Origin of the sequence: Butyricimonas faecihominis, assembly GCF_033096445.1 — a bacterium.
Classification (GTDB): Bacteria; Bacteroidota; Bacteroidia; order Bacteroidales; family Marinifilaceae; genus Butyricimonas; species Butyricimonas faecihominis.
The window spans coordinates 3,555,222-3,576,479 of record NZ_AP028155.1 but is presented as its reverse complement, the minus strand read 5'-3'; the positions used below and the strand labels follow the sequence as shown (position 1 = coordinate 3,576,479).

Below are 21,258 nucleotides of genomic sequence, written 5' to 3'. Positions count from 1 at the left end.
AAATACAGTTTTTAGTTACGTGTTAGAATAAAAACTTGATATATCCCTGTATGTTACGAGCATACGGGTAGCTGGTTCCCCGTTCCATTTTAATGGATGATAAATGCAGGATGTCAGACATATTCACACCGAACGTGATCGACGTGGCACGAGTATATTTCTGAATCCAAGGGGTATCCCATCGATATTGCACGCCGATAGACGAGATCTCGAACACGTTGTCATCCATCACGAAACGAGAGGTTGCACGGGTCTGGGTGTTACTCAATTGCTTGAAAAATGTCACGTCACCCGCTTGGAACCAACGGGATTTCAGCACACGGGCATCCACGTTTTGGGAGGATAACGTATTCTTTGTTACCTCTACCTTGTTCAACAAAGTCTCGTTGTACACCTTTCCTCCCCAGTAATAGGAACAGGCCACGTTGACCGTCAGTCCTTTCCACATAAACATGATGCTGCCATTTCCCCTGTATTTCTGATCTTTTGATCCTAAATATACTTTATCGGAGGGTTTCCAAGTATCGGTGATTTTCCCGTTTTTATCCAAGAAGATCTCGTTTCCCGTACTCGGATCAATACCTAAAGAGCGGACGGCATAAATGGCATTCTGCGGACGTCCCTCGTAGAACAGATTGCTCACATCTACATCCTCCTGCAAGTACAATTCATTCTGGGCCTTGATCGCATCGGAAAGTTTGGTGATTTTATTCTTGTTGTAAACCAATTGCCCGCTAAACATCAAGTTCATCCTACGTTCCGAGTTCCGAATGGCATAACCGCTAAAAGAGGCTTCCCAACCTTTATTCTCGACTTCCCCTACGTTCGCGATATAGGAAGAAAATCCCATTGACAGGGGTAGGTCCATGTTGGAAAGAAGGTTTGCCGTCTTTTTCGTGTACACGTTGATTTCTCCTTTTACACGTCCTGTCCACAAACCGAACTCCATCCCGACATTAAATTCGTCCGTCTTTTGCCAAGTCAGTTTGGGGTTTCCCCATCCTTGCAAGATCGTCCCGTTCCAGTTCATGTATTTATTGTCTGTGGAATACTTGTAAGTTGTCGATGCCCCAGTAGAGGAACCCTGTTGTGAACCGGTTTCTCCGTAAGAGGCTTTCAACCGTAAGGTCGTAAGCACGGGATGGCCTTGCAGGAATTGCTCGTTATGCAAGTTCCAACCGATACCGGTACTCCAGAAAGGGGCGTATTTTTTGTCACTCCCAAACGTGGAGCTACCATCAACACGGTAAGCCAAGTCCACGTAGTAACGCCCGTCATAGATGTAGTTCACGTTCCCGGTTAAACCAAAGCGACGGGTGCTTGTCTTCGTCCCGGTGGGAATCCCATCCTTCATGTACTGACGGGCATTTCCTAAAAAATTCATATCCTCGCTCGAAAATCCTTCCAACTCGAAACTATATGAACGGGATTTTGTTTCGGCCAATGACCAGTCAACACCCACGGATAAAAGATGTTTCTCTGCAAAAGTTTTATTATAGGTCACCGTAACATTCCCGCTGTAACTATATTCTTTCCCGGTTCCGTAACGATACAAGCCACGACGGAAGAATCCCTCGTCCGTGGCATATTCCGCTTTTTTATCCCCGGAGGTAAAATAAGAATGTTCTGCCGGCAAGAAATAATCACTGCTGTTGTCCGTGCTGGAGATTCCCAGCTGTCCTCTTAATTTCAATCCTTCGATAATATCCCATTCAATCGAAAAGTTGTTGGTCAACGATTGGTATCCCGATTTATCGAAAGAGTTTAGTGAAGCATCATATAACGGATTCTGCTTATCAGGATTGATATACTGGAAACCGTCGAAATAACGCACGAGATTACCCTTCTCGTCATACGGGGCATCATAAGGTTGTTGCTGCGCATACGTGCTAAATTCCCCATACCGACTTTCACGTCCCCGGTTCATCCCGTAAGAGGTGTAATTCTTGAATGTCAACTTATCCATCATGTACATCAAAACGATGGAACCGTTAAAATTGCGCCGGGAAGAACCTTTCATGGCTCCAACCACGTTTTTGTAAGCCAAAGCACCACTCCAACGAAATTGCTCACTTCCTCCTTCTAAACGCAAATTATAATGGGTACCGACACCCGTGTGCAAAGGTTTACTCAACCAATCCGTGTCCACCCCGGAGAGTACGGCTTTCAAACGTTTATTATATCTTTCGGAATATTTCACGTCATTCCCCGGCAGATCGGAATCATATAGCCCGGCCATCTTTTCCAATTGCAGTTTTTCTGCCGCATTCAGCAAATCATAGGAACTCAAGTCCGGAGCCTCAATATCCATTCCTATTTCGGCATTAACCCTCAACTTGCCCGCTTCCGGTTGTCTCGTGACGACCACGATCACACCATTGGACCCGCGAGAACCGTAAATGGCCGTGGCTGCCGCATCTTTCAATATATTGATGGACTCGATCTCGTCGTCATTGTAGTCCATTAACTTTTCCAACGTGATTTCGAAACCATCCATGATGATCAAAGGAGAGTTCACATCATTTTTGATACTTTCGTTATATTCCTGCACGCTCATGGGTAAAGAAGAATTACCTCGAATGTTTATTTGAGGTACATTATTCGGGTTACTACCCATGGCATTGTTTACCATGAAATTCAAGGATGCGTCAATGTTTTTCAAGGTTTGCAGAACATTCTGCCCCTTGTACATTTTTAATTGTTCGGAAGAGATGCTGGAAACAGCCCCCGTGTAACTTTCCTTGGCCTTTTTGAAAATACCGGTAACCACCACGTCTTCCAACACGGTATTATCTTCTTCCATCACAACACGGACTTCGGCTTTGTCTTTGATGGATACCAGTTGTGTCTTCATCCCGACAAAACCGACTTCAAGTGTCATCACGTCTTCCGGAACACGCAAAGTGAAATTACCGTCAACGTCCGTGGCCGTCCCGATCGTGGCATTCACCACCCGAACAGTGGCCCCGATAACCGTTTCCCCTTTACTATCCACGACTTTTCCCTTGATCTCTTTCGTGGTATCGGATTTTTTCTTGGGTTGATATACAACCGAGATATACTTCCCGCTAGCCACATCCGAGAAAACAAAAGGCTTCCCATCAAGCACTTTTTGCAAGGCCTCGGTGATCGTCGCGTCCTTCAAAGAGGCCGTGACTTTGTAGGACTGCACGTCGTCATAAGTAAAGAGAATCTTGTAGGTAGAAAGTTTTTCCAGTTGTTTTAACACGTTGGATAAGGGTGTATCCTTGAATTCCGCCGTGATTTTCTTCTCTTGCGCCTGTGTCAAACCCGCCGATAACAGGCAACACATCAAGAACACAACTCGGAGTAACCCGGCCAGTCGAAAACTGCCCGAATTGAATTGGAGTTTCTGGTGTTTCATAAATTTGTTCATTTAATTTATTTTTACATGACTCAAATACGTATTCTTTATTCTGATTTCGTTTTGAGATGTAAATCGGGTACCAGAAACGATAAAAATTTTTTATTTTACCGAAATTTTATTGTTTTCGTAAGTCGCTTGTACTTTACCAAGCATGTTCAATAATTGTAGTACTTCTTCTATTTTCTGATCGCGTTCGGCAAGGAAATGCAAGCGGTAATTCATCGCTCGCAGGTTCTCGAATTCGACCCGTATATTATACCACCGCCCTAATTCACGCATGATCTCAACCACGGATTCATTATCAAAATAGAAATATCCTTCCGTCCATAAATAGTAATTGTCCGTGTCAACTTCCCGCACGTCAAAAGTCCCGTCTCCTTGTAAATGAGCGTCTTCCCCGGGTTGTATTACCACTTCCGAGGATGAATCCGTGTTCTTCACTTTCACGCTTCCTTTTAACAAGGTCACGTGTGAATCATCGGGGACGTAAGTCCTGACATTAAACTCGGTTCCCAAAACTTCCGTCGTGATATTGCCGGATTTCACGATAAAAGGTCTCTGGGAATCGGGCGTTACCTTGAAATAACCTTCTCCCTCTAGCTCGACTACCCGCTGTTCCCCGGTAAAACGACTGGGATATTTCAGGCGGCTCTCGGCATTTAACCATACTTGAGTACCATCTGCCAAGCGAAGTTGATAGGCTCCGCATCTAGGGGTTGTCAAGGTATGTATCTCTGTTTCCCGGATCGTTTGCTGGTAATCCAACTCCTCTTCTCCCCGGGTGATTCCCGTCTCTCGCAATAGGCTGTCGGCCTGAGGTGCGGACAGTGATACCATACGCCCGTCACCCGTGGACAATAGGACTTCTTGAGATTGCGAGCTGGCGGTAAAAGCCACGATCGGTTGGTTAACCGGGACAGGGGCTGTCCGATCGAACATCTGCCAACTGAAAAATAAAAGCACAGAGGCTGCCACACCTATCGAGATACCGATCCACAATTGTTTTCCTTTATTTTTACCGGAGATTCTACTCTGCCGGAAGTTATTCCATTCTTTATTCACATCAGGTTTCAAGGACGCATGACAACGTACAAACGCCTGCCTATAATCCCCTAGCAAGCGAGCATCTTCCAGTTCTTTCGGATCATCCAGAATTGCATCAAGCTCCTCCTGACTCAACGAGCCGGGATCATCCAAAGCATCCAGCAAATCCTTTTTATTTTTCATATCCTGATCATCCATGTTTATTAACGACCTAATTTATATTAATACGTTTAGACCTCATTTTCGGGCACCCCCTCCGAGCCATTATTTATATGAAATTCTTCCCGCAATAAACGCAAGGCTTTCATAACGTGCTTTTTTACCGCACTAGGACTGATGTTTAGCATCTCCGCAACCTCTGCATATTTTTTCCGGTTAAAATAACATTCTTCCATGATATGCCTTGTCTGCGGGGTTAAACTATCTAATACTTTATATATCCGTTCAATCTTCTCGTTTTCCTCATCCAGCCCCGCATCCTCTTCCGAAAGCATACGGGAATACAATGCCACGTAATTCTCTTCCACCTTATTGTGACGGAACGTGTCTATACTTTTATTCCGCACGCTCTGGAAAAGAATCGCCACCACATTCATCTTCCGAAAGTTCTCGTAGTTTTTCCACACGTACTCGAACGCATCATTCACCACATCCCGACTGACCTCCGCATCATTCAAAAACTGATAAGCATAGTAGTACAGACGGGAATAGTTTCCCGTGTACAGTTCTTCGAACTCTTTTCCATACCTCAAGCTTTTCAGCATATTCAATCCTGTTTATCCGCCTGCTAAGTTAATAGAAATTCATGGAACACGTACTCTTGATTTGCATATTCTTTAACTTTGTAACTATATAGCAACGATTTATATTTACTTTTATTACATTTGTCCTACTAAATAATATCACCGTGATGGACCTGCAAATCATTCAAGATAAAATTCATGAAATCCGAGGACAAAAGGTCATGCTTGACTTCGATCTGGCTGAAATGTATCAAGTTGAAACCCGGGTATTGAACCAAGCAGTAAAACGTAACGCAGAACGTTTCCCCGAAGATTTCATGTTTCAACTCTCAATTACAGAATGGGAAAACATGTCATCACAATTTGTGATGACATCTCGAAATAAACGCCCAAAGTCAGCTCTACCACTTGCGTTCACCGAGCATGGTGTGGTAATGCTATCCAGAGTACTACGAAGTGGCATCGCTATACAAACAAGTGTTCTAATAACACGTGCTTTCGTGGCGATGCGACAACTATTGCTAAATCATCCTATGGATAGAGTTTCACTCCTCCAGCAGGAAATGAAAGAACTCAAAGAGTACCTTGAAGAAGTTTTTACCGACTATAATGATATTAACGATGATACCCGGATGCAACTCGAATTAATAAACCAAACCCTAGCAGAGTTACAAGCAAAAGACCGGGGCTTTAAGGAAAGAAGAAGAATCGGGTATGAGTTACCGGGATGTGAAAATGAAAAATTATAAAGCTCAAACTCTTTTCTATACCTCAAGCTTTTCAGCATATTTAATCCTGTTTATCCGCCTGCGAAGTTAATAGAATTTCATGGAACACGTACTCCTGATTTGCATATTCTTTAACTTTGTGGCTATATAGTGATGATTTATATCTATTTTTACTACATTTATCCTACTAAATAATATAACCGTGATGGACCTGCAAATCATTCAAGATAAAATTTATGAAATCCGAGGACAAAGGGTCATGCTTGATTTTGATCTGGCTGAATTATATGGAACAGAAACAAAATATTTGAAACGTTCCGTGAAGAATAATTTAAAACGATTCCCGTCGGATTTCATGTTCGAGTTGACAAAAGAAGAGTACGATAGTTTGAGGTGCAGAAATTGCACCTCAAACCAAAGAGGTGGTAATAGATATATGCCTTTTGCTTTCACGGAATTAGGTGTCGCCATGCTAAGTAGCGTCCTTAATTCAGAAATCGCTATCGAGGTAAACATGGGCATCATGCGAGCTTTTGTCGCCGTTCGACAGTTAATAGCCAACTCTCCAACAGATAAAATAGGGGAAATTAAAAACGAATTGAAAGAACTGAAAGAGTATATCAAGGAAATGTTTGCCGACCAAAACGATATAAACGAGGACACCCGAATGCAACTCGAACTAATCAACCAAACACTTGCCGAATTACAAGTAAAAAATCGAGGGACTAACGAACGAAAACGAATCGGTTATCAGCTACCAGAATGTGATAATGAATAAAAGTGCCATACACTCGAGTAAAACTTATCTCCATAAAAAAAAGCTAGAAGTAACCGGAATACCTTAACTTTTAGCTTTTAATTTTTAACTTTTATCTTTCTGTACCCCCGGGCAGAATCGAACTGCCATTTAAAGTTTAGGAAACTTCCGTTCTATCCGTTGAACTACAAGGGCCCTTATTTGGACTGCAAAACTAATCGAAAAAAACGTTTATTCCAAATCAATCTTATCAACTAATCATGAATATCACGCAAATATCTATCCACAATCGATTATTCCTCATCAGAAAGGGCCGCAACCTTCTGTTGGAAATACGCCTGCAACTGCGGGTCTTGTGATTGCAAAGACATCATAAATGCCTGATTGAAACACTCTTTAGCTTTCTGTTTATTCTCCAAAGTCAGATAACAATCCCCCATGGATGCGACAAATACGGCCTTTTCACTTACCTCCATGGGAAAAGAAATCAGTTTATCCAACCAAAGTAAAGCTTGGGTGGCCGACTCACGTGTTAATTTATTTTGCATTTTCACCAATAAGTTCATCGCTGCATTTTGGTAATCCTCTTTCCCGGCCAAGTCCCCCATTTTCTCCAAATAATCACGTTGAAGTTGGATGTATTTCTCCTGATCTTTTTCACGAAACAAGGTGTACAAGGCATCCGCCTTGGCGGTCATCAGATATTCCACCGGTAAACTTTTTGTCTGCACGACATCGAAAATCGGTTTCAAATCCCCCTGCAAACGAGCCAATACTTGTTTGTATGCCAAGTCTCCAGCCATAGCTAAATTATTGACCAAAGTGTTCACGTATGAAGCCAAATAAGAAATCAACATCTGAGCCGGAATAATTTTCGCATACTCTTCGTAGTGTTTGATCACGAATTCCACTGGGTCGTTTTTCTCCTCCCACTTTTGACAATAAAGCACGATGATTCCAAAGTCTTTCTCGTTGATCATCTCTTCTCGAGGTTTCGCGTTCCAATAGGTTTGAAATAACTTTTCCACGCGATCTTGCCACTTTTCCGCATCCGCTCGAGAGGTTAATCCCAAGGAATAAATCGGCATCTCCCGCAATATTTGCCCCATGAGCGCAAGATTGTCTTTATCCTGTCGATATTGCTCCCACAGCATATCAACGGAAGGTTTCTCACCTGTCAGGACTTGCGCCCAATAGATAATGTGCTCGGGGGTTACGCCACCTAACAACCGCTTGATCTCTTTTCCCCGGGAATCAAGGAAAAGCAAGGTTGGTAATCCTTGGATTTGGTATTGTCGAGCAACCTGCTGATCTTTGGAAATATCCACTAACACACTAACAAAACGAGATTCGAAATATTGGGCCAATTCCTGAGATTCACCGATTTGCCGTGCAAATTGAACGCTTGGCGCAAGTCCTTCTGCCACGAAATTGACGAAAACAAGTTTATTTTCGGATTTCGCTTTCTCAACTGCCTTTTTTAGGTTCGTTTCCCACGAGACAGAGGTCTGTCCCCGGGAAACAAAATAGAAACTACACAAAATGATCGCAATCACGCATTTTATTCTGTTCATAAAAACCTCCGTTTCTTTCTATTCCAAAATGAACGTGAACGCTTCTTCCACGACTTGGCTGTATCCAGGATTAGTCAATCTCACGGAAACCACGTACCTACCCGGTCCCGCTTTATGTTCCAATGGATACTCCAAAGCTCCTCCACCTCCACGAATCTGCAGTTCGTCTTTAAATTTTTGCGCTTCAACCTCCCCTGCAGTTGAGGTCACGGATTCCACGCTAAACATGATTTGCTCTGTACCTTGATATCCTTGCATGGCGTATGACACCCACGGGGACTGGTTTTTGATGCGAATGGCATCCTTCACGGGACCCAATTCCCGGGGTACGACTAATGTGTCCGGTTCGTAACTGGCATTCTCCGAGATCAAGTATCCAACTGTTTTTTCATGACAAGCATTCAGGCAACAAACAAATATTACTGCCCCGATAAATATAATTTTCCTCATAAACCTTTCCTTTAATTTATAAATCTCTATTCAACGTAAAATTATACCCCAAGGAGTGTACCACACAATGATTGGGTTCGATGTTACTGGAAGCAATATCAATATCCACATTCGTCCCCTTCACCACGCAATAGATCCGAACGGCTCCGGCTTCCTGCACGGTACCGTAACTTCCACGCATCGTGAAGAGGTAGATCCCTTTTCCTCCTAATGACAGGCATTCCATACCCCCCTCGATAATACCTCCGGCTTTCTTGCCCCTCGGAATGTCATCCCGATAAAGTTTTCTGTCCAACACGTGACGCAGCAACACTTCCTCGCACCAAAGCGGATCCATGTCTGCCACCCGTTCTATGTTATTCTCCAACATGTAACGACGAATCGAATGATTGGTCGGTCCTAAAAAGGTGATCTCCGGGTGATCCGGGTCCTGCCCCTCAAACAAACGTACCATTTTTTCACCCGCATGACGTACCATTAATGCCGTTGAATCCCAGTCATAAGAATGTCCCGGCGCTTCCATGTATTCTAACAGGCTCCCGTCGAAACGCCCATTACTTAAACCGCTCTTGATAAATTGGTCTTTCGTACACCCACCTGCCACAAAAACAAATAGGGCTAACAATCCAAATAAATATCTTGTTTTCATACTCTTTATTTTTGTAAGAATTTATTCCAATACACATTATGACGCATTAAATCGTTATTTGTCATCGCTTTAAGGGCTATATCCATATATAGAGCTCCATCCTTAATATCTTGATCTGTCAGTTTCCCGAAAGCTTCCGGTAGCTCTCTCCGCACGTAGTCAATGCCGTTACGCCGAATATCATAAAAACGGTGATCTTCAAATAACAACTCTTTTTCCCTTTCTCTGAAGATAGCCAATTGTAAATCGCCTTCCGCAGCCGTATACTTGTGTTCATCGTTCCCATACGCCCTTTTCCGAATCTCGTTCAAATCGATTACCGCATCCGGGTTATTCTGACGAGCGCGACACTCTGCCCGAAGCAACATGATATCTGCCAATCGCCAAATGACTTTATTCATATCCATCCCGAGATAACGCTGTGTTCCCCAATACGGATCGGTCTCGATGATACCATAACGGAATTTATTTATGTACGTTTCTTTACGTTCTTTTATTCTAAATTTCCCTACCACGTGATCATTCGTACCATACGATAACACGCATTTCAATATCTTATCGGCAGTCTGTACCGTGAATAAAGAATCCGCTTCAACTCCCCAAAAATAAGCCTCTCGACGTCGGTCTTCCGGATCGAACATTTCCCGTACATGACTTTTGAAAAGCATCAAGTTGTAGTATTGATTGATATTGGTATAATAGGTAGGAATGCCCACGTAAACTTCCGAGGCATACGCGGAAGAATAAGAGTCAATCGCATCATCCTCCAATGTTCTGTGAACTTCCCAGATCGATTCGCGACTGCCACGTTTCATGACTTCTGTGCAAACGGCTTCCGGTGAAGCTGCCAAGGCATAATTCCCCGCTTGATTCTCAATGATCATCGTGCAGTATCTTTCGGCTTCAACCAAATATTCCGGTTGTTCCTCGATCGTGGCCCGCCATGCGTAAAGATGAGCCAACAAGGCCGCAGCCGCTCCTTTACTTCCATATTGTTTGGTTGTCCGGCTCTTCCCCTCATCATCTACCAACTCCTCATAAACAGGCAATTCCAAGGCTTTTAACGCCCATTTAGTCGCTTCTTCTAATACATCATGCACGGAACTTCTCGCAAGTTTACCAAAATAGGTCGTACCTTTCGTGATAGGAACCTCACCCCAACGTTGTGCTAAAAGGAAGTAAGCCACACCTTTAGCAAAACAAGCCTGTAATTCCCAAGGTTTCAACTCCTCTTCGGTCAAGGGGAAACGATGCAGGTTGTCCAAAATCAAATCAGCCGAATTGATCACCCTGTAAAATTTCTCCCATGATTTATTCACGTAATACGTGTAATCCAATGTACGAGGCCCGCTAATGTACCTACTCACGGCTGAATCGATCATCTCTCCTGCAAATAAATGCGGGTTTTGTTCTCCTGTCTCGCACATCATGCTTCGTATATCCAACTGCAGGGAAGTCAACAAAGCCTCCGCATCTTTCGTTGTCTTAAAATAATTGGTAAAGGTTGTATCGTTCTCCGGTTCCACGTTGATCACATCCGCACACCCGAATAACAAAACCATGCTTAATATACAAATATATATGCTCCTCATCACTTAGAAATTTAAAGTTAAACCAACCGTCATCTTACGAGGTAACGGGTACTCGATACCAAAGTCCACTCCCTTGTACACGTCAATCACTTCCGGATTCGCCCCCGAATAATTACTCAAATAGAACAAGTTTTCTACCGTAAAGAACATACGAGCTCCTTTCAGACTGATTTTTTTAGCCCATTTGGCAGGCAAATCACATCCCAAAGTAATCTGCTTCAAACTGATCGCATGCACGTTCTCGATATTACTATCCATCATCACGTCTGTTGCCGTACCCATACGAGCCAATTTTGCATGATCACCCGGCTTTTCCCAATAAGACAAATTGGCAATATCCACGAACTTAGGACCGGTAGATATGGTATACTCCCGGGCATTGATCATCTTACGCCCCAACTCGTAGTTGAACAACATACTCAAATCGAAGTTTTTCCAACGGATCTCGTTAACCCATCCCCCATGCGCTTTCGGTTGCGGTGTTCCGGCATAGTACATATCACTACCATTAATCATGTTGTCACCATTCAAATCTTTAATCTTGTAGGTTCCAACCTTACCACTCATCGGTGAAGCACAAGAGACGCCTCCAAAATATTTCTTATTCCCCCAAATATCATAATAGACCGGCACTTCATCTTCTGAGTTGTAGAATCCTTCAGCATCGTACACGTATATCCCGAATAAAGGACGCCCGATGACCATACCGCCTTCATCTCTTTTGCTGTATGATTTTTCAAAGCGATTCCAGTTTCGTGAAGCATTGAATTTCATTCGCCAGCTTATAGGGCCTTCTCGCAAAATATCTGCTTCTAATTCTAACTCTATTCCCTCGTTCGATACTTCCATTGCATTTTCCGTACGCTTGTTCACCAACAAAATAGTTTCCGGAAGTGGAACGCTGTAAATCAAGGACGAGGTCAATTTATAGTAATAGTCCAACTTGACTTTCAAACGATAATTCAACATATCCAAATCCAACCCGATATTGTATTGCTCCGATTTTTCCCAAGTTAAATCCGGACTAATGGCCGAACCTGCCGTAATTCCACTTTCGCCTTGGAAAGGTCCCTTAACAACACGCATCAAACCATGAGCCATGTAAGGATCGTTAAACACTTGTCCTGAAGTCCCGTAACTGGCACGTAGTTTTCCCCAATCCAAGAAGTTAGCCCATTTCATAAAGCTTTCTTGCGAGAATGCCCAACCTAATCCAAGCGAAGGGAAGTTCGCCCACTTGTTAGCCTCCCCGAAAGTAGACGACCCGTCACGACGGAAGGTGAATTCCATCAAATAGCGTTGTTTCCAGTTGTAACTGAAACGACCGAAATAGCTGACCATCGCCTTTTCCGTGAAAGAAGAACTATACGAACGAGTGGCTCGCCAGTCCTCTACCAACATACCATAATCTCTCACATCCACACTCAAATCCGGATTGTAGTAATACACGTAGTCACTGGCTCCTCCTTTACCCCAACCACCAATCGTGTAAGTTTGGTTTCTTTCCACGTTGAATCCCAACAACAACTCGAAATTGTGTTGTTCATTTAAAGTCAATTTGTAGCGTAACAACTCTTCATTTGACATAGCGATAGAACGCATGATATTGCCTTCTGATTTATTCTCGTGGTTAATCTTATCCAAATCGCTTGGAGTAAACGTGTTCCTATTTCCCTGTGAATAATCGACACTTCCTTTAGCCGAAAAGGTCAATCCTTTGAATAATTTGTATTCCAAGTAAATGCTTCCCATCCCACGCAAGTCATCACTCTTGTCAACAGTCTTGTTCATATCATCCAACCAAGCATCTACTCCCTCTCGCGAGGCTGGATAAAGTGTACTCTGTTTGGTTGGCTGCACGGTCATGTGTTCGAAACGATTGTGATTTAGCGCATGACGGGTATTCCTACTACGATCCACGTACGCACCATACAACTGCATATCCATACGTAGCTTTTCACTCGGTGTCGCAGACAAGTTAGCCATCACGTTGATACGTTGATATGAACTTGAGTTCATAATCCCCGTTTCCGCAAACCAACCGGCACCCATCATGTAGGTAAAACGTTTTGAACCACCACTTGCCTGAAGATTAGCATTGGTAATCTCTCCTTTTCGAAAAGCGTAATCCCACCAATTCGTTTGGTTATTAAAGAAGGGGTTCAAGCTATCCTGCAAATAATCAATCACGTTGACTTTTCCATGTCCGTTACCCCAGAATTTATCATACTCCCCGAATTTTTTATACGCCTCGGAATGTGACATGGGATAAACTAAGCCGGGAATCGTATTATCATTGCCCGGAGCCGAATAGTGACGCATATTTTGAATTTCCCACCACCTCTCTAAGCGCCCTCCTGTTTGCAGGGGAGAAGCCATTAATCGAGAAGCAGTATAAGAGACGTTCGCCGAGAATTTAGTTTCTCCCACACGTCCCTTTTTCGTGGTAATTAAGATTACCCCGTTACCCGCACGGGAACCGTAAATGGATGCGGCAGAGGCATCTTTCAGCACTTCAACCGATTCGATCATCGACGGGTCTATGTCAGCCATCGTGTTCGTTCCCGTCACCGGGGATACAAAAGAATGCATGGGCACACCATCAACCACGTACAAAGGGGAACCGTCACTCGCCCCATCCGTTAACAAGGAGTTGAATCCCCGAATCGCTACAACCGAAGCACTTCCCGGCGCTCCCGACTGGTTAATGATATTTAATCCCGCAACACGCCCTTGCAACATGTTCATCAAGTTAGCTGTTGGAAGTTCCTTCATGTCCTCGGCCTTGATTGAAGATATGGCACTCACGACTTCTTTCCGATTTTGAGTACCATAGGCCCGTACAACGACTTCATCGACACCCACGACTTCCTCTTGCAGGGTAACCCGAATCGTGTCCTTTGCCGTTTTCTCCGTGAATTCAACAATTTGTTTTTTGTAACCCACGAAAGAAAATTCTAATTTTCCTTTCAACATAGGAATTTTCACGGCAAATTTACCATGCGCATCCGTAGCCGTTCCGACAGCCGTTCCTGCCAATTGGATTGTCACACCCGGCATGGGTTGATTTTTCTCATCCTGCACGAACCCTCGCAACGTGATAGATTTTACTTGTACCGAATCTCTCGCAAATACCGGTTTAATGATCACCATACCCTCAAGAAGCTCGAATTGATATTCCCGACCAAGAAGTCGCGACAACACTTCCATTAAATCCGTTTTTTGAACTTGTATGGTCACCTTGCTGTTCATATCCAATTCTCGATTGCTAAAAAAGAAATCCAAATCAGTTTGCCTTTTTAACTCGTCAAAAACATGCCTTAACGTCATATCTTTCACGTCCAAGTTTACAACTTTTACTTGGCCTATTGCAGAAGCATGTACTTCCAACAATCCTATGACTAAAAAGAAAAATGTTAATTTCATAACTAAAAATAATTTTGACCGGGGAGCTAAAAATAGCCCACGATACATCTCTCGATTTTTTTTCATACTTTTGTAATTAGAGATTAAACTTTATTCTAACAAGCTACTGTAATAGCTGGTTAGAAAATTTGATTTTAACTATTCCGGTATTTGCTGTAACAAATACCGGTTTTTCTTTATTTATGATTTACTGTTACACATTTACCTCGAACATTGAACTTCACCCGTGTTGTTTTTTCTATGATTTCGAATATCTGTCCTGCCGTAAAATCACGCCGAATCACTCCCGTGAAGGGGTAAGATTTCAACTCCTCATCGACAAAAAATACTTCTATATCATACCACCGCTGTAACTGTGACATGATATTTTCCAACGTCATATCATTAAAATAAAATTTACCATCAATCCATGACACGAATCTCGTAATATCCACCTCTTGCACGCTACTAATTTTCCCATGCCGAAAATCGACCTGTTGATTCGGGCTCATCACAACTAGACTTTTCCCCGACATATCTTGAATATCGACTTTCCCAGATACCAATGTTGTCAGAATATTACCTCGATCTTTATAGGCATTAATATTAAAAGAAGTTCCTAGCACCTTGACTATCATATCATCCACGACCACTCGAAAAGGTTTTTCCGGATTCTTACTTACCTCAAAATAACCTTCACCTTTCAACCAAACGTCACGCTGACTTCCAGCAAATTTTACAGGATAACGTAGTTCCGAATCCGAGTTTAACCACACAAGCGTCCCATCAGCTAACTCCAACTTATATTCTCCCCCTCTAGGAACAACAATGGTGTTATACACAATTTCTTGCTTTAGTATGCTACCCGAATCACCCGGAATATAAGAAATTTTTCCTGAAGAACCTACTCGAACCTGCATACCTTTCTCCATAATCATCGTGTCATGTTCTGTTGTAGTTAAGTCCATACGCTGTCCACTAGAAAACAAGATATAAGCTTTCGGAGTTCCCGGTGAAAGCATGGAAGTTTCCGATAATTCGACAGAAATAATCTCTTCAGGATTCTCCTTCACCATCCACCATGTCCCCCCGGCTAAAACGAACGCAACAATAATAGCTGCATATTTTAAATATCGTTTCACTCGATAACGAGAATTCTTATTCATCCGAGATTGCACCTGTTTCCACATTTTTGCTTTATCAGCCTCAAGGACTGTCAATCGTCGTACACGCTCGAATTCTTCCCGCAAATCTTCATTATCAGGGGAACGCATCATTTCACAAAAAGCCTCGTAATCGAAATCTTCCTCCCGATCAACAAATGCTTTCAGCCATTGTTCCTGATTATTTTGCTTCTCTTTTTCCATTATTTATCCCTATTACATCTTAAAAGCAGGATGAAATGAAAAAAGGGTGAAACAGAAATTAAAAAAATCACCTTTTTAACATTAAAACCTACTTCATTCAAATTCCACGAGCTTATTGTTGCTACCACTTCATTATTACCTCGTCATAGGCCGCGTATACCTATACAGTCAAACACGTATACCTTTCCAGTTAGCCAATATACAACACGACATACCCGAACTGCAAGTATATGCCTATCAAAAATCAATTTAATCGAAGGTGAATGCAGGATGTATGCATGTTGAATGCTCCGTGGTCTAAATGAACTATCAGGAAACAATCAAGGGAATCACAAGTGAACATAGCCTAACACCAAGAGAAGCCCGGCCTTTTTCTAAAGTAACAACAAGATGATAAATATCGATAATTCTTCCCCGGAAATATTTATATCCTCCCGCAATTTCTTGTATGCCAATTTTATTTGTGTTTTCACCGTATTCTCGGAAATATCCATTCGTGACGCGATCTCCCGGTATTTCAAACCATCAACGCAACTCATCATGAAAATCTGTCGGCATTTTTCCGGCAAACGGTCAATCGCGTCCAATAGTTTCTGTCGCATTTCCTTGACGGATTCCACCTCTTGCCAATCGAATGCCTCTTCTTCGGTATGGAGGATCTCCTGTTCATAACGATGCTCGACCTTCTCATGCTCCCGGTAGTTAATACAAGCATTCCGGACAGACGTTTGCAAATAAGCATACACGGATCCCGTGTACCGAATCCGCTCCCGATTATTCCAAAAATAGACAAATGTATCTTGAATAATATCTTCCGCAGGTTCCCGTTCTTTCACGAAACCCAAGGCATAAGCATACAACAAGTCGGTATACTCCTTGAAAAAATATTCAAAGGAACGTATGTCTCCTTGTTGCAACCGCTTAAAATACTCCTCTTCTTTTTGTCTATCTAAACTCACCACAAATAAGTTTTACCACAAACTTACGCAAAAACTCCGAAATATGAACAGAATGAATTAAAATTTCATTCCTATCCGGTTCATAAAGCGACTTTTAACATTCATCAGACGGTCACACGCTACCCGTGCCGGGCCTCAAACATCAAATTATTACTAAAAAAGCTCGAAAACATACAAAATGAAAGTACCGCAATCGATTTTAATAAAAAACTGATATGAAAAATTTTATTTCAAAAACTTATTATTAACTTCGCAACACAAATACTTAACAGCGTATATTCACTTTAAATAAGAATAAACATGGTTAGCGACTACAAAGAAATTCTATCAGACAGCGCCAAAGGGATGAAGCGCTCTGCTATCAGAGAGTTGTTGAAATTAACTCAAAAGCCGGAAATTATTTCTTTCGCCGGGGGTCTTCCTGCTAAAGAATCTTTCCCGTTAGAACAATTACAAGAAATTTGCGCGGAAGTAATCGCCACGGATGGAGCTGCTGCTTGCCAGTACGGTTCAACCGAGGGAGTTCCTGAATTATTGGAAATCCTTGCTCAACGCTACCGGGATCAAGGCTTGAGCTATGTTACAAAAGAAAATATCACGATCATCACTTCTTCTCAACAAGGTTTGGACACTGTGGGTAAGATTTTCTTGAACCGTGGAGACAAATATATTTGCGAGTTACCTTCTTATCTTGGAGCCCTTGGTGCGTTCAACTCTTACGGTGGTGTAGGTGTTGGTATTCCACAGGACGAACAAGGTATGAGTGCCGTGGAATTGGAAAAGACTTTGGCTGAAATGAAGGCTAAAGGGGAAAAACCGAAATTCATCTATTTAATTCCGGACTTCCAAAACCCCGCAGGTATGACCATGCCGGAAGCCAGAAGAATCGAAATTCTGAATATTGCCAAGAAATACGAGATCATGGTTGTTGAGGATAGCCCTTACCGTGAACTACGTTTCTCCGGAAAGCCGCAACGTATGTTGTACGACTTGGATAATGGAGAAGGTAACGTGATCACGTTAGGAACTTTCTCTAAAATCTTCATGCCGGGATTCCGCATGGGCTGGGTTCTTGCTCATCCGATGGTGATCGACAACTTCGTGAAAGCAAAACAAAGTACAGACCTTTGTACCTCTGCGTTCTTACAGAAAATCACGGTTAAATTCTTCCAGAAAAACTATTTCGATGCCAACGTGAAGAAAATCGTTGATATGTATCGTAGTAAACTGGAAGCCATGTTAGGCGCTTTCGAGAAATACATGCCGGAAGGTGTTACTTGGACTCGCCCGGAAGGTGGTTTGTTCTTGTTCTTGACACTACCGGAAGGATATGATGCAGAGGAATTATTCCAAATCGCTATCGAAAAGAACGTGGCATTCGTACTCGGAACCGTGTTCTTCGTTAACGGTGGAGGTAAAAACACCATGCGTATCAATTTCTCTTACATGAGCGAGGAAATGAACATCGAAGGCGTTAAGAGATTGGCCGACGCAATCAAAGAACTATACGCTAGAAAAAAATAATCTAGAATGTAGATTTAAAATTTAGAGTTTGGAGTGGAGTATATGAATAAAATTCATATATTTCACTCTAAATTTTAAGACTAAGTTCAAAATGAAAGTAGTTATTCAACGAGTTACACGTGCCAGTGTTACCATCGAGCAACAATTGTTTTCTTCAATAAGTAAAGGGATGCTCGTATTAGTAGGAATCCAAGCCGATGACACGGATGAAGACATCAACTGGCTAGCCTCCAAAATTGTTAATCTCCGTATATTCGATGACGAGAATGGAGTTATGAACAAATCAATCTTGGAATCAGGTGGTGAAATTCTCGCTGTCAGTCAATTTACCCTCATGGCTCGAACCAAAAAAGGCAACCGTCCCTCATATATTGATGCCGCCCCTCCCGCCATCTCTATCCCGCTATATGAAAAATTTGTCGCAACCCTAAGCCAAGAACTTCACAAAGAAGTTCAAACCGGACAATTCGGGGCAAATATGCAAGTGGAGTTGCTGAATGATGGGCCAGTTACCATTATAATTGACTCGAAGAATAAATTGTGATGGTTGTAGATAAAAGTTGGTAATCATAGCATTATTTCGTATTTCCAAACCTGACAAACAACAAGTTACAAAACGAATATCCATGATGATTAAAACTATATTATCGATATTTTTGCATTATTGACGAGCTTAGAAATAGTTGTAAAAGCTTTTTATTTTAAGAATTTGCACTTTTGAGTACCCTGAAATTGGGATTAGGAACCTACTTTTGTCACATCAAACGTTAGAGGAAAAACGATATGGTGACAGATCAAGAAACAAACAAGGTGTATTTCTCCACCTGGCTGACCAAATTGAAATGTTGGCAAGATATCCGGATGACATTGGAACAAGCAAGAGTTCCCTATGGATTGTTGGAGGGGACACAAGACTATTGGGTGAGGGATTTTATGCCGATACAAGTAACACGCAACTCTTATGTACAGTACGTTTACAATCCCGACTATCTGCACACTTCTCCTGACTATCGGACAGACGGAGTTGCTTGTCTTGAGAGATTGTGCTTTCCGGACAGCAAAGTCGTCAAGACGGATATTGTCTTGGACGGAGGCAATGTCATCAAATGTGACGATTCAGTTATCATGACGAACAAGGTGTTCCTTGAAAACCGGCAATGGAGCAAAGCAAAGGTAATGGATGAATTGGAGCGGGTTTTCGGAGCAGAAGTAATCATCATTCCATGGGACCACCACGAGCGTTACGGACATGTGGACGGAATGGTGCGTTATCTTGGTGACGGGCGGGTCCTATTGACAAATTATGGTGATTTTGCTCCTGAATTTGCAAAAGAGTTGGTGAAAACATTATCGCACAAATATGATGTGACAGAATTGAGTTATCCTTTGCAAAAGCCTTCCTCGTACAACTGGGCATATATCAATTATTTGCAGGTAGGCAAAGTCGTTCTGATGCCCAAATTGGACGATCCAGAAAATGACATGGCGTATGAGCAGTTACACAACCTTTTCCCAGATGCTTCCATTTGCCGGGTGGGAGGAATAAAACCATTACTCCGCCGGGGAGGAGGCTTGAATTGTGTGTCTTGGAATGTGTGTAACTGATTAAAAATAAAGCTATGGTTATTGATCCTCAAAGAGTAAAACGAGCGGTGTATAACCGCATTGATTTTGAGCTTCCGGAAGAGACCTGGAAAGAAATCAATGATGCTTTCTGTACTTGCTGGAACGAGGTCATCGGTTTTGGTAATGAGGTTGATTCGATTGAGGTGAAAAATTATATTGCCGATTGGTTGCGGAAACGGCAGATTTTACTCTTAGAAAATCGCCTTGTCCACATCTTGGATATTATGTTTGACTATATCAAAATGGTAGGAGGTTTTTTGAATGAATCGAGACCTTTCTTGCCTAAACGAATGACGCACCAAAAAGGAGAAAATAAAAGAGAAAATCAATACTTAAACACGCAAAAAACTATACTCACAGAAAAACAATTAGAGGTGATAAGGAAGATTGAATCACAACCTTGCCAAACATTGTCGCAAAAGAAATTGTCATTGAAAGAAATGAGAAAACAGTTTCAAGAAAACAATCCTAAAGGATTCAGAGGGTTTAATCAGGCTGAACCTGAGAATATAAAAGGACAGGAAACCAAACAGTCCAAGCCCTAATCCTCTTGGAAGGCATGAAATTTTTCTCTTACTTTATTGTATTAAAAATTAAAAGATATGGAAAAAATAAAAGAATTACAAGAATTGCTCCAAATGGAGAATGTGAAAGATGCAAAAGAACGTTTTAAAGAAATTGCAAAAATGCTGTTTCAAGATTTCCATATTGAAAAGGGTGGGGTGTGTTATGATTTTCTGGAGATAGAATTCTATTTTTTCAGTGACAATCATCCGGATACTACAACTTATCCACGAAATACAGAAGCCGGAGAGTGGTTTTTCCACCTAAGCGGGCTTGATATTGCATTTAAGAGCAAGAAGAAACACGAAAAGGGTAAGGATGTCAATGTTTTCGGTGGTGGGATTTTAATTCGCAGCATTTTAAAGCGAGAAGAAGGGAAGGAAGCAGAAGTTATAGCCGGACCGTTGAGATGCTTGTGTGAATTGTGTAAAGGAATAATGAATATAATAGGGCAACCTATTTCCCTACAATTAGTAGCAAATGAAAATCAAGAAAAGGATGTTGATATTAAGGATATTAAATGGACAATAAGACAGGGAATAGCCGTAGATAAAAACGGAGAAATTAAAGAAGAAGCGTGTTATTGTGCTTATGTTAGAAATCGTTACAATTGCGATTCAGAGTGGAAAAATGGGGGGAAAACCTATAGTGCGAAACCATGGGAGAGAGTGTCGAAGGAATGCAAGAAGTAGAGGATATGTTACAACATCCTTTATCGGAAGAAGAATTAAAAAAGGCAATAGAGAAACATCTAGGTTTTGAAATGCCTGATAAAAATTGGGATGAAATCAAGGGTGCTTTTTATAATTGTTCGTTGGAGAGGGTAGTACATAAATATTTTGTTGATTAAGAAAAAATCGTAGATTCTATTATAGCCTCTTTGAAAGA

The 21,258-nt window shown here is 42.0% G+C and carries 18 protein-coding genes and 1 tRNA gene; 8 read left to right on the top strand and 11 right to left on the bottom strand.

The features are described 5' to 3' along the window. Positions 1–22 precede the first annotated feature (22 nt). From R8806_RS14775 to R8806_RS14765, 3 genes are all read right to left on the bottom strand, one after another. Entirely contained in the window at positions 23–3,397 is a 3,375-nt protein-coding gene (locus R8806_RS14775; RefSeq protein WP_151412102.1) for a SusC/RagA family TonB-linked outer membrane protein, read from the bottom strand. Between the two features lie 90 nt (positions 3,398–3,487). Then, positions 3,488–4,615, bottom strand: coding sequence for a FecR family protein (locus R8806_RS14770; protein ID WP_164719526.1), 1,128 nt, complete (start codon positions 4,613–4,615; stop codon positions 3,488–3,490). 47 nt (positions 4,616–4,662) lie between these two features. Further along, a complete protein-coding gene (locus R8806_RS14765) occupies positions 4,663–5,196 on the bottom strand; it encodes an RNA polymerase sigma factor (protein WP_124315533.1) in 534 nt (177 codons plus the stop codon). A 146-nt stretch (positions 5,197–5,342) separates the two neighbouring features. Between R8806_RS14765 and R8806_RS14760 the strand changes: the two genes are divergently transcribed. Both R8806_RS14760 and R8806_RS14755 read left to right on the top strand, forming a co-directional pair. After that, positions 5,343–5,924, top strand: a complete 582-nt coding sequence (locus R8806_RS14760) for an ORF6N domain-containing protein (RefSeq protein ID WP_221230323.1) — start codon at positions 5,343–5,345, stop codon at positions 5,922–5,924. A 184-nt stretch (positions 5,925–6,108) separates the two neighbouring features. Further along, positions 6,109–6,681 carry an ORF6N domain-containing protein gene (locus tag R8806_RS14755; RefSeq protein WP_124315575.1) on the top strand — a complete coding sequence of 191 codons (573 nt, stop codon included), beginning with the start codon at positions 6,109–6,111 and terminating at the stop codon, positions 6,679–6,681. A gap of 102 nt (positions 6,682–6,783) precedes the next feature. On the opposite strand, the gene R8806_RS14750 is transcribed toward R8806_RS14755, so the two are convergent. The 8 genes from R8806_RS14750 to R8806_RS14715 form a co-directional block, all read right to left on the bottom strand. Beyond that, positions 6,784–6,855 (bottom strand) — tRNA-Arg (locus R8806_RS14750). 98 nt (positions 6,856–6,953) lie between these two features. Further along, positions 6,954–8,234 (bottom strand): thioredoxin family protein, encoded by a 1,281-nt coding sequence (locus R8806_RS14745; protein WP_124315535.1) that lies wholly within the window; start codon positions 8,232–8,234, stop codon positions 6,954–6,956. Positions 8,235–8,252: 18 nt separating this feature from the next. Next, positions 8,253–8,684 (bottom strand): hypothetical protein, encoded by a 432-nt coding sequence (locus R8806_RS14740; protein ID WP_124315536.1) that lies wholly within the window; start codon positions 8,682–8,684, stop codon positions 8,253–8,255. Positions 8,685–8,700: 16 nt separating this feature from the next. After that, entirely contained in the window at positions 8,701–9,333 is a 633-nt protein-coding gene (locus R8806_RS14735) for a hypothetical protein (RefSeq protein WP_124315537.1), read from the bottom strand. Positions 9,334–9,338: 5 nt separating this feature from the next. Next, positions 9,339–10,925 (bottom strand): RagB/SusD family nutrient uptake outer membrane protein, encoded by a 1,587-nt coding sequence (locus R8806_RS14730; RefSeq protein ID WP_124315538.1) that lies wholly within the window; start codon positions 10,923–10,925, stop codon positions 9,339–9,341. 3 nt (positions 10,926–10,928) lie between these two features. Next, a complete protein-coding gene (locus R8806_RS14725; RefSeq protein ID WP_229782937.1) occupies positions 10,929–14,351 on the bottom strand; it encodes a SusC/RagA family TonB-linked outer membrane protein in 3,423 nt (1,140 codons plus the stop codon). 176 nt (positions 14,352–14,527) lie between these two features. Beyond that, positions 14,528–15,697, bottom strand: a complete 1,170-nt coding sequence (locus tag R8806_RS14720) for a FecR family protein (RefSeq protein WP_124315539.1) — start codon at positions 15,695–15,697, stop codon at positions 14,528–14,530. A 374-nt stretch (positions 15,698–16,071) separates the two neighbouring features. Then, complete coding sequence (locus tag R8806_RS14715; protein ID WP_164719527.1) at positions 16,072–16,656, bottom strand: RNA polymerase sigma-70 factor; 585 nt, start codon at positions 16,654–16,656, stop codon at positions 16,072–16,074. Between the two features lie 300 nt (positions 16,657–16,956). On the opposite strand from R8806_RS14715, the gene R8806_RS14710 reads away from it, so the two are divergent. The 6 genes from R8806_RS14710 (at position 16,957) to R8806_RS14685 (ending at position 21,220) form a co-directional block, all read left to right on the top strand. Continuing rightward, on the top strand, positions 16,957–18,180 hold the full coding sequence (locus R8806_RS14710; protein ID WP_124315541.1) for an aminotransferase-like domain-containing protein: 1,224 nt from the start codon (positions 16,957–16,959) through the stop codon (positions 18,178–18,180). A gap of 91 nt (positions 18,181–18,271) precedes the next feature. Continuing rightward, a complete protein-coding gene (gene dtd / locus R8806_RS14705; RefSeq protein WP_124315542.1) occupies positions 18,272–18,724 on the top strand; it encodes a D-aminoacyl-tRNA deacylase in 453 nt (150 codons plus the stop codon). A gap of 239 nt (positions 18,725–18,963) precedes the next feature. Continuing rightward, on the top strand, positions 18,964–19,785 hold the full coding sequence (locus tag R8806_RS14700; protein ID WP_124315543.1) for an agmatine deiminase family protein: 822 nt from the start codon (positions 18,964–18,966) through the stop codon (positions 19,783–19,785). A 14-nt stretch (positions 19,786–19,799) separates the two neighbouring features. After that, positions 19,800–20,351, top strand: a complete 552-nt coding sequence (locus tag R8806_RS14695) for a hypothetical protein (protein WP_124315544.1) — start codon at positions 19,800–19,802, stop codon at positions 20,349–20,351. A 57-nt stretch (positions 20,352–20,408) separates the two neighbouring features. Beyond that, entirely contained in the window at positions 20,409–21,062 is a 654-nt protein-coding gene (locus R8806_RS14690) for a hypothetical protein (RefSeq protein ID WP_124315545.1), read from the top strand. Continuing rightward, positions 21,050–21,220: a hypothetical protein gene (locus R8806_RS14685; RefSeq protein ID WP_164719528.1), complete on the top strand. Its 171-nt coding sequence runs from the start codon at positions 21,050–21,052 to the stop codon at positions 21,218–21,220. Before R8806_RS14690 ends, R8806_RS14685 begins: the two co-directional genes overlap by 13 nt. The last annotated feature ends 38 nt before the right edge of the window (positions 21,221–21,258 follow it).

What these genes read in the sequence shown, in the direction of transcription:
- R8806_RS14710 (WP_124315541.1), top strand. Translation starts at nt 16,957, where the DNA reads ATGGTTAGCGACTACAAAGAAATTCTATCAGACAGCGCCAAAGGGATG.
- R8806_RS14745 (WP_124315535.1), bottom strand. Translation starts at nt 8,234, where the DNA reads ATGAACAGAATAAAATGCGTGATTGCGATCATTTTGTGTAGTTTCTAT.
- R8806_RS14765 (WP_124315533.1), bottom strand. Translation starts at nt 5,196, where the DNA reads ATGCTGAAAAGCTTGAGGTATGGAAAAGAGTTCGAAGAACTGTACACG.
- dtd (WP_124315542.1), top strand. Translation starts at nt 18,272, where the DNA reads ATGAAAGTAGTTATTCAACGAGTTACACGTGCCAGTGTTACCATCGAG.
- R8806_RS14700 (WP_124315543.1), top strand. Translation starts at nt 18,964, where the DNA reads ATGGTGACAGATCAAGAAACAAACAAGGTGTATTTCTCCACCTGGCTG.
- R8806_RS14740 (WP_124315536.1), bottom strand. Translation starts at nt 8,684, where the DNA reads ATGAGGAAAATTATATTTATCGGGGCAGTAATATTTGTTTGTTGCCTG.
- R8806_RS14690 (WP_124315545.1), top strand. Translation starts at nt 20,409, where the DNA reads ATGGAAAAAATAAAAGAATTACAAGAATTGCTCCAAATGGAGAATGTG.
- R8806_RS14730 (WP_124315538.1), bottom strand. Translation starts at nt 10,925, where the DNA reads ATGAGGAGCATATATATTTGTATATTAAGCATGGTTTTGTTATTCGGG.
- R8806_RS14755 (WP_124315575.1), top strand. Translation starts at nt 6,109, where the DNA reads ATGGACCTGCAAATCATTCAAGATAAAATTTATGAAATCCGAGGACAA.
- R8806_RS14695 (WP_124315544.1), top strand. Translation starts at nt 19,800, where the DNA reads ATGGTTATTGATCCTCAAAGAGTAAAACGAGCGGTGTATAACCGCATT.
- R8806_RS14770 (WP_164719526.1), bottom strand. Translation starts at nt 4,615, where the DNA reads ATGAAAAATAAAAAGGATTTGCTGGATGCTTTGGATGATCCCGGCTCG.
- R8806_RS14725 (WP_229782937.1), bottom strand. Translation starts at nt 14,351, where the DNA reads ATGAAATTAACATTTTTCTTTTTAGTCATAGGATTGTTGGAAGTACAT.
- R8806_RS14775 (WP_151412102.1), bottom strand. Translation starts at nt 3,397, where the DNA reads ATGAACAAATTTATGAAACACCAGAAACTCCAATTCAATTCGGGCAGT.
- R8806_RS14685 (WP_164719528.1), top strand. Translation starts at nt 21,050, where the DNA reads ATGCAAGAAGTAGAGGATATGTTACAACATCCTTTATCGGAAGAAGAA.
- R8806_RS14735 (WP_124315537.1), bottom strand. Translation starts at nt 9,333, where the DNA reads ATGAAAACAAGATATTTATTTGGATTGTTAGCCCTATTTGTTTTTGTG.
- R8806_RS14720 (WP_124315539.1), bottom strand. Translation starts at nt 15,697, where the DNA reads ATGGAAAAAGAGAAGCAAAATAATCAGGAACAATGGCTGAAAGCATTT.
- R8806_RS14760 (WP_221230323.1), top strand. Translation starts at nt 5,343, where the DNA reads ATGGACCTGCAAATCATTCAAGATAAAATTCATGAAATCCGAGGACAA.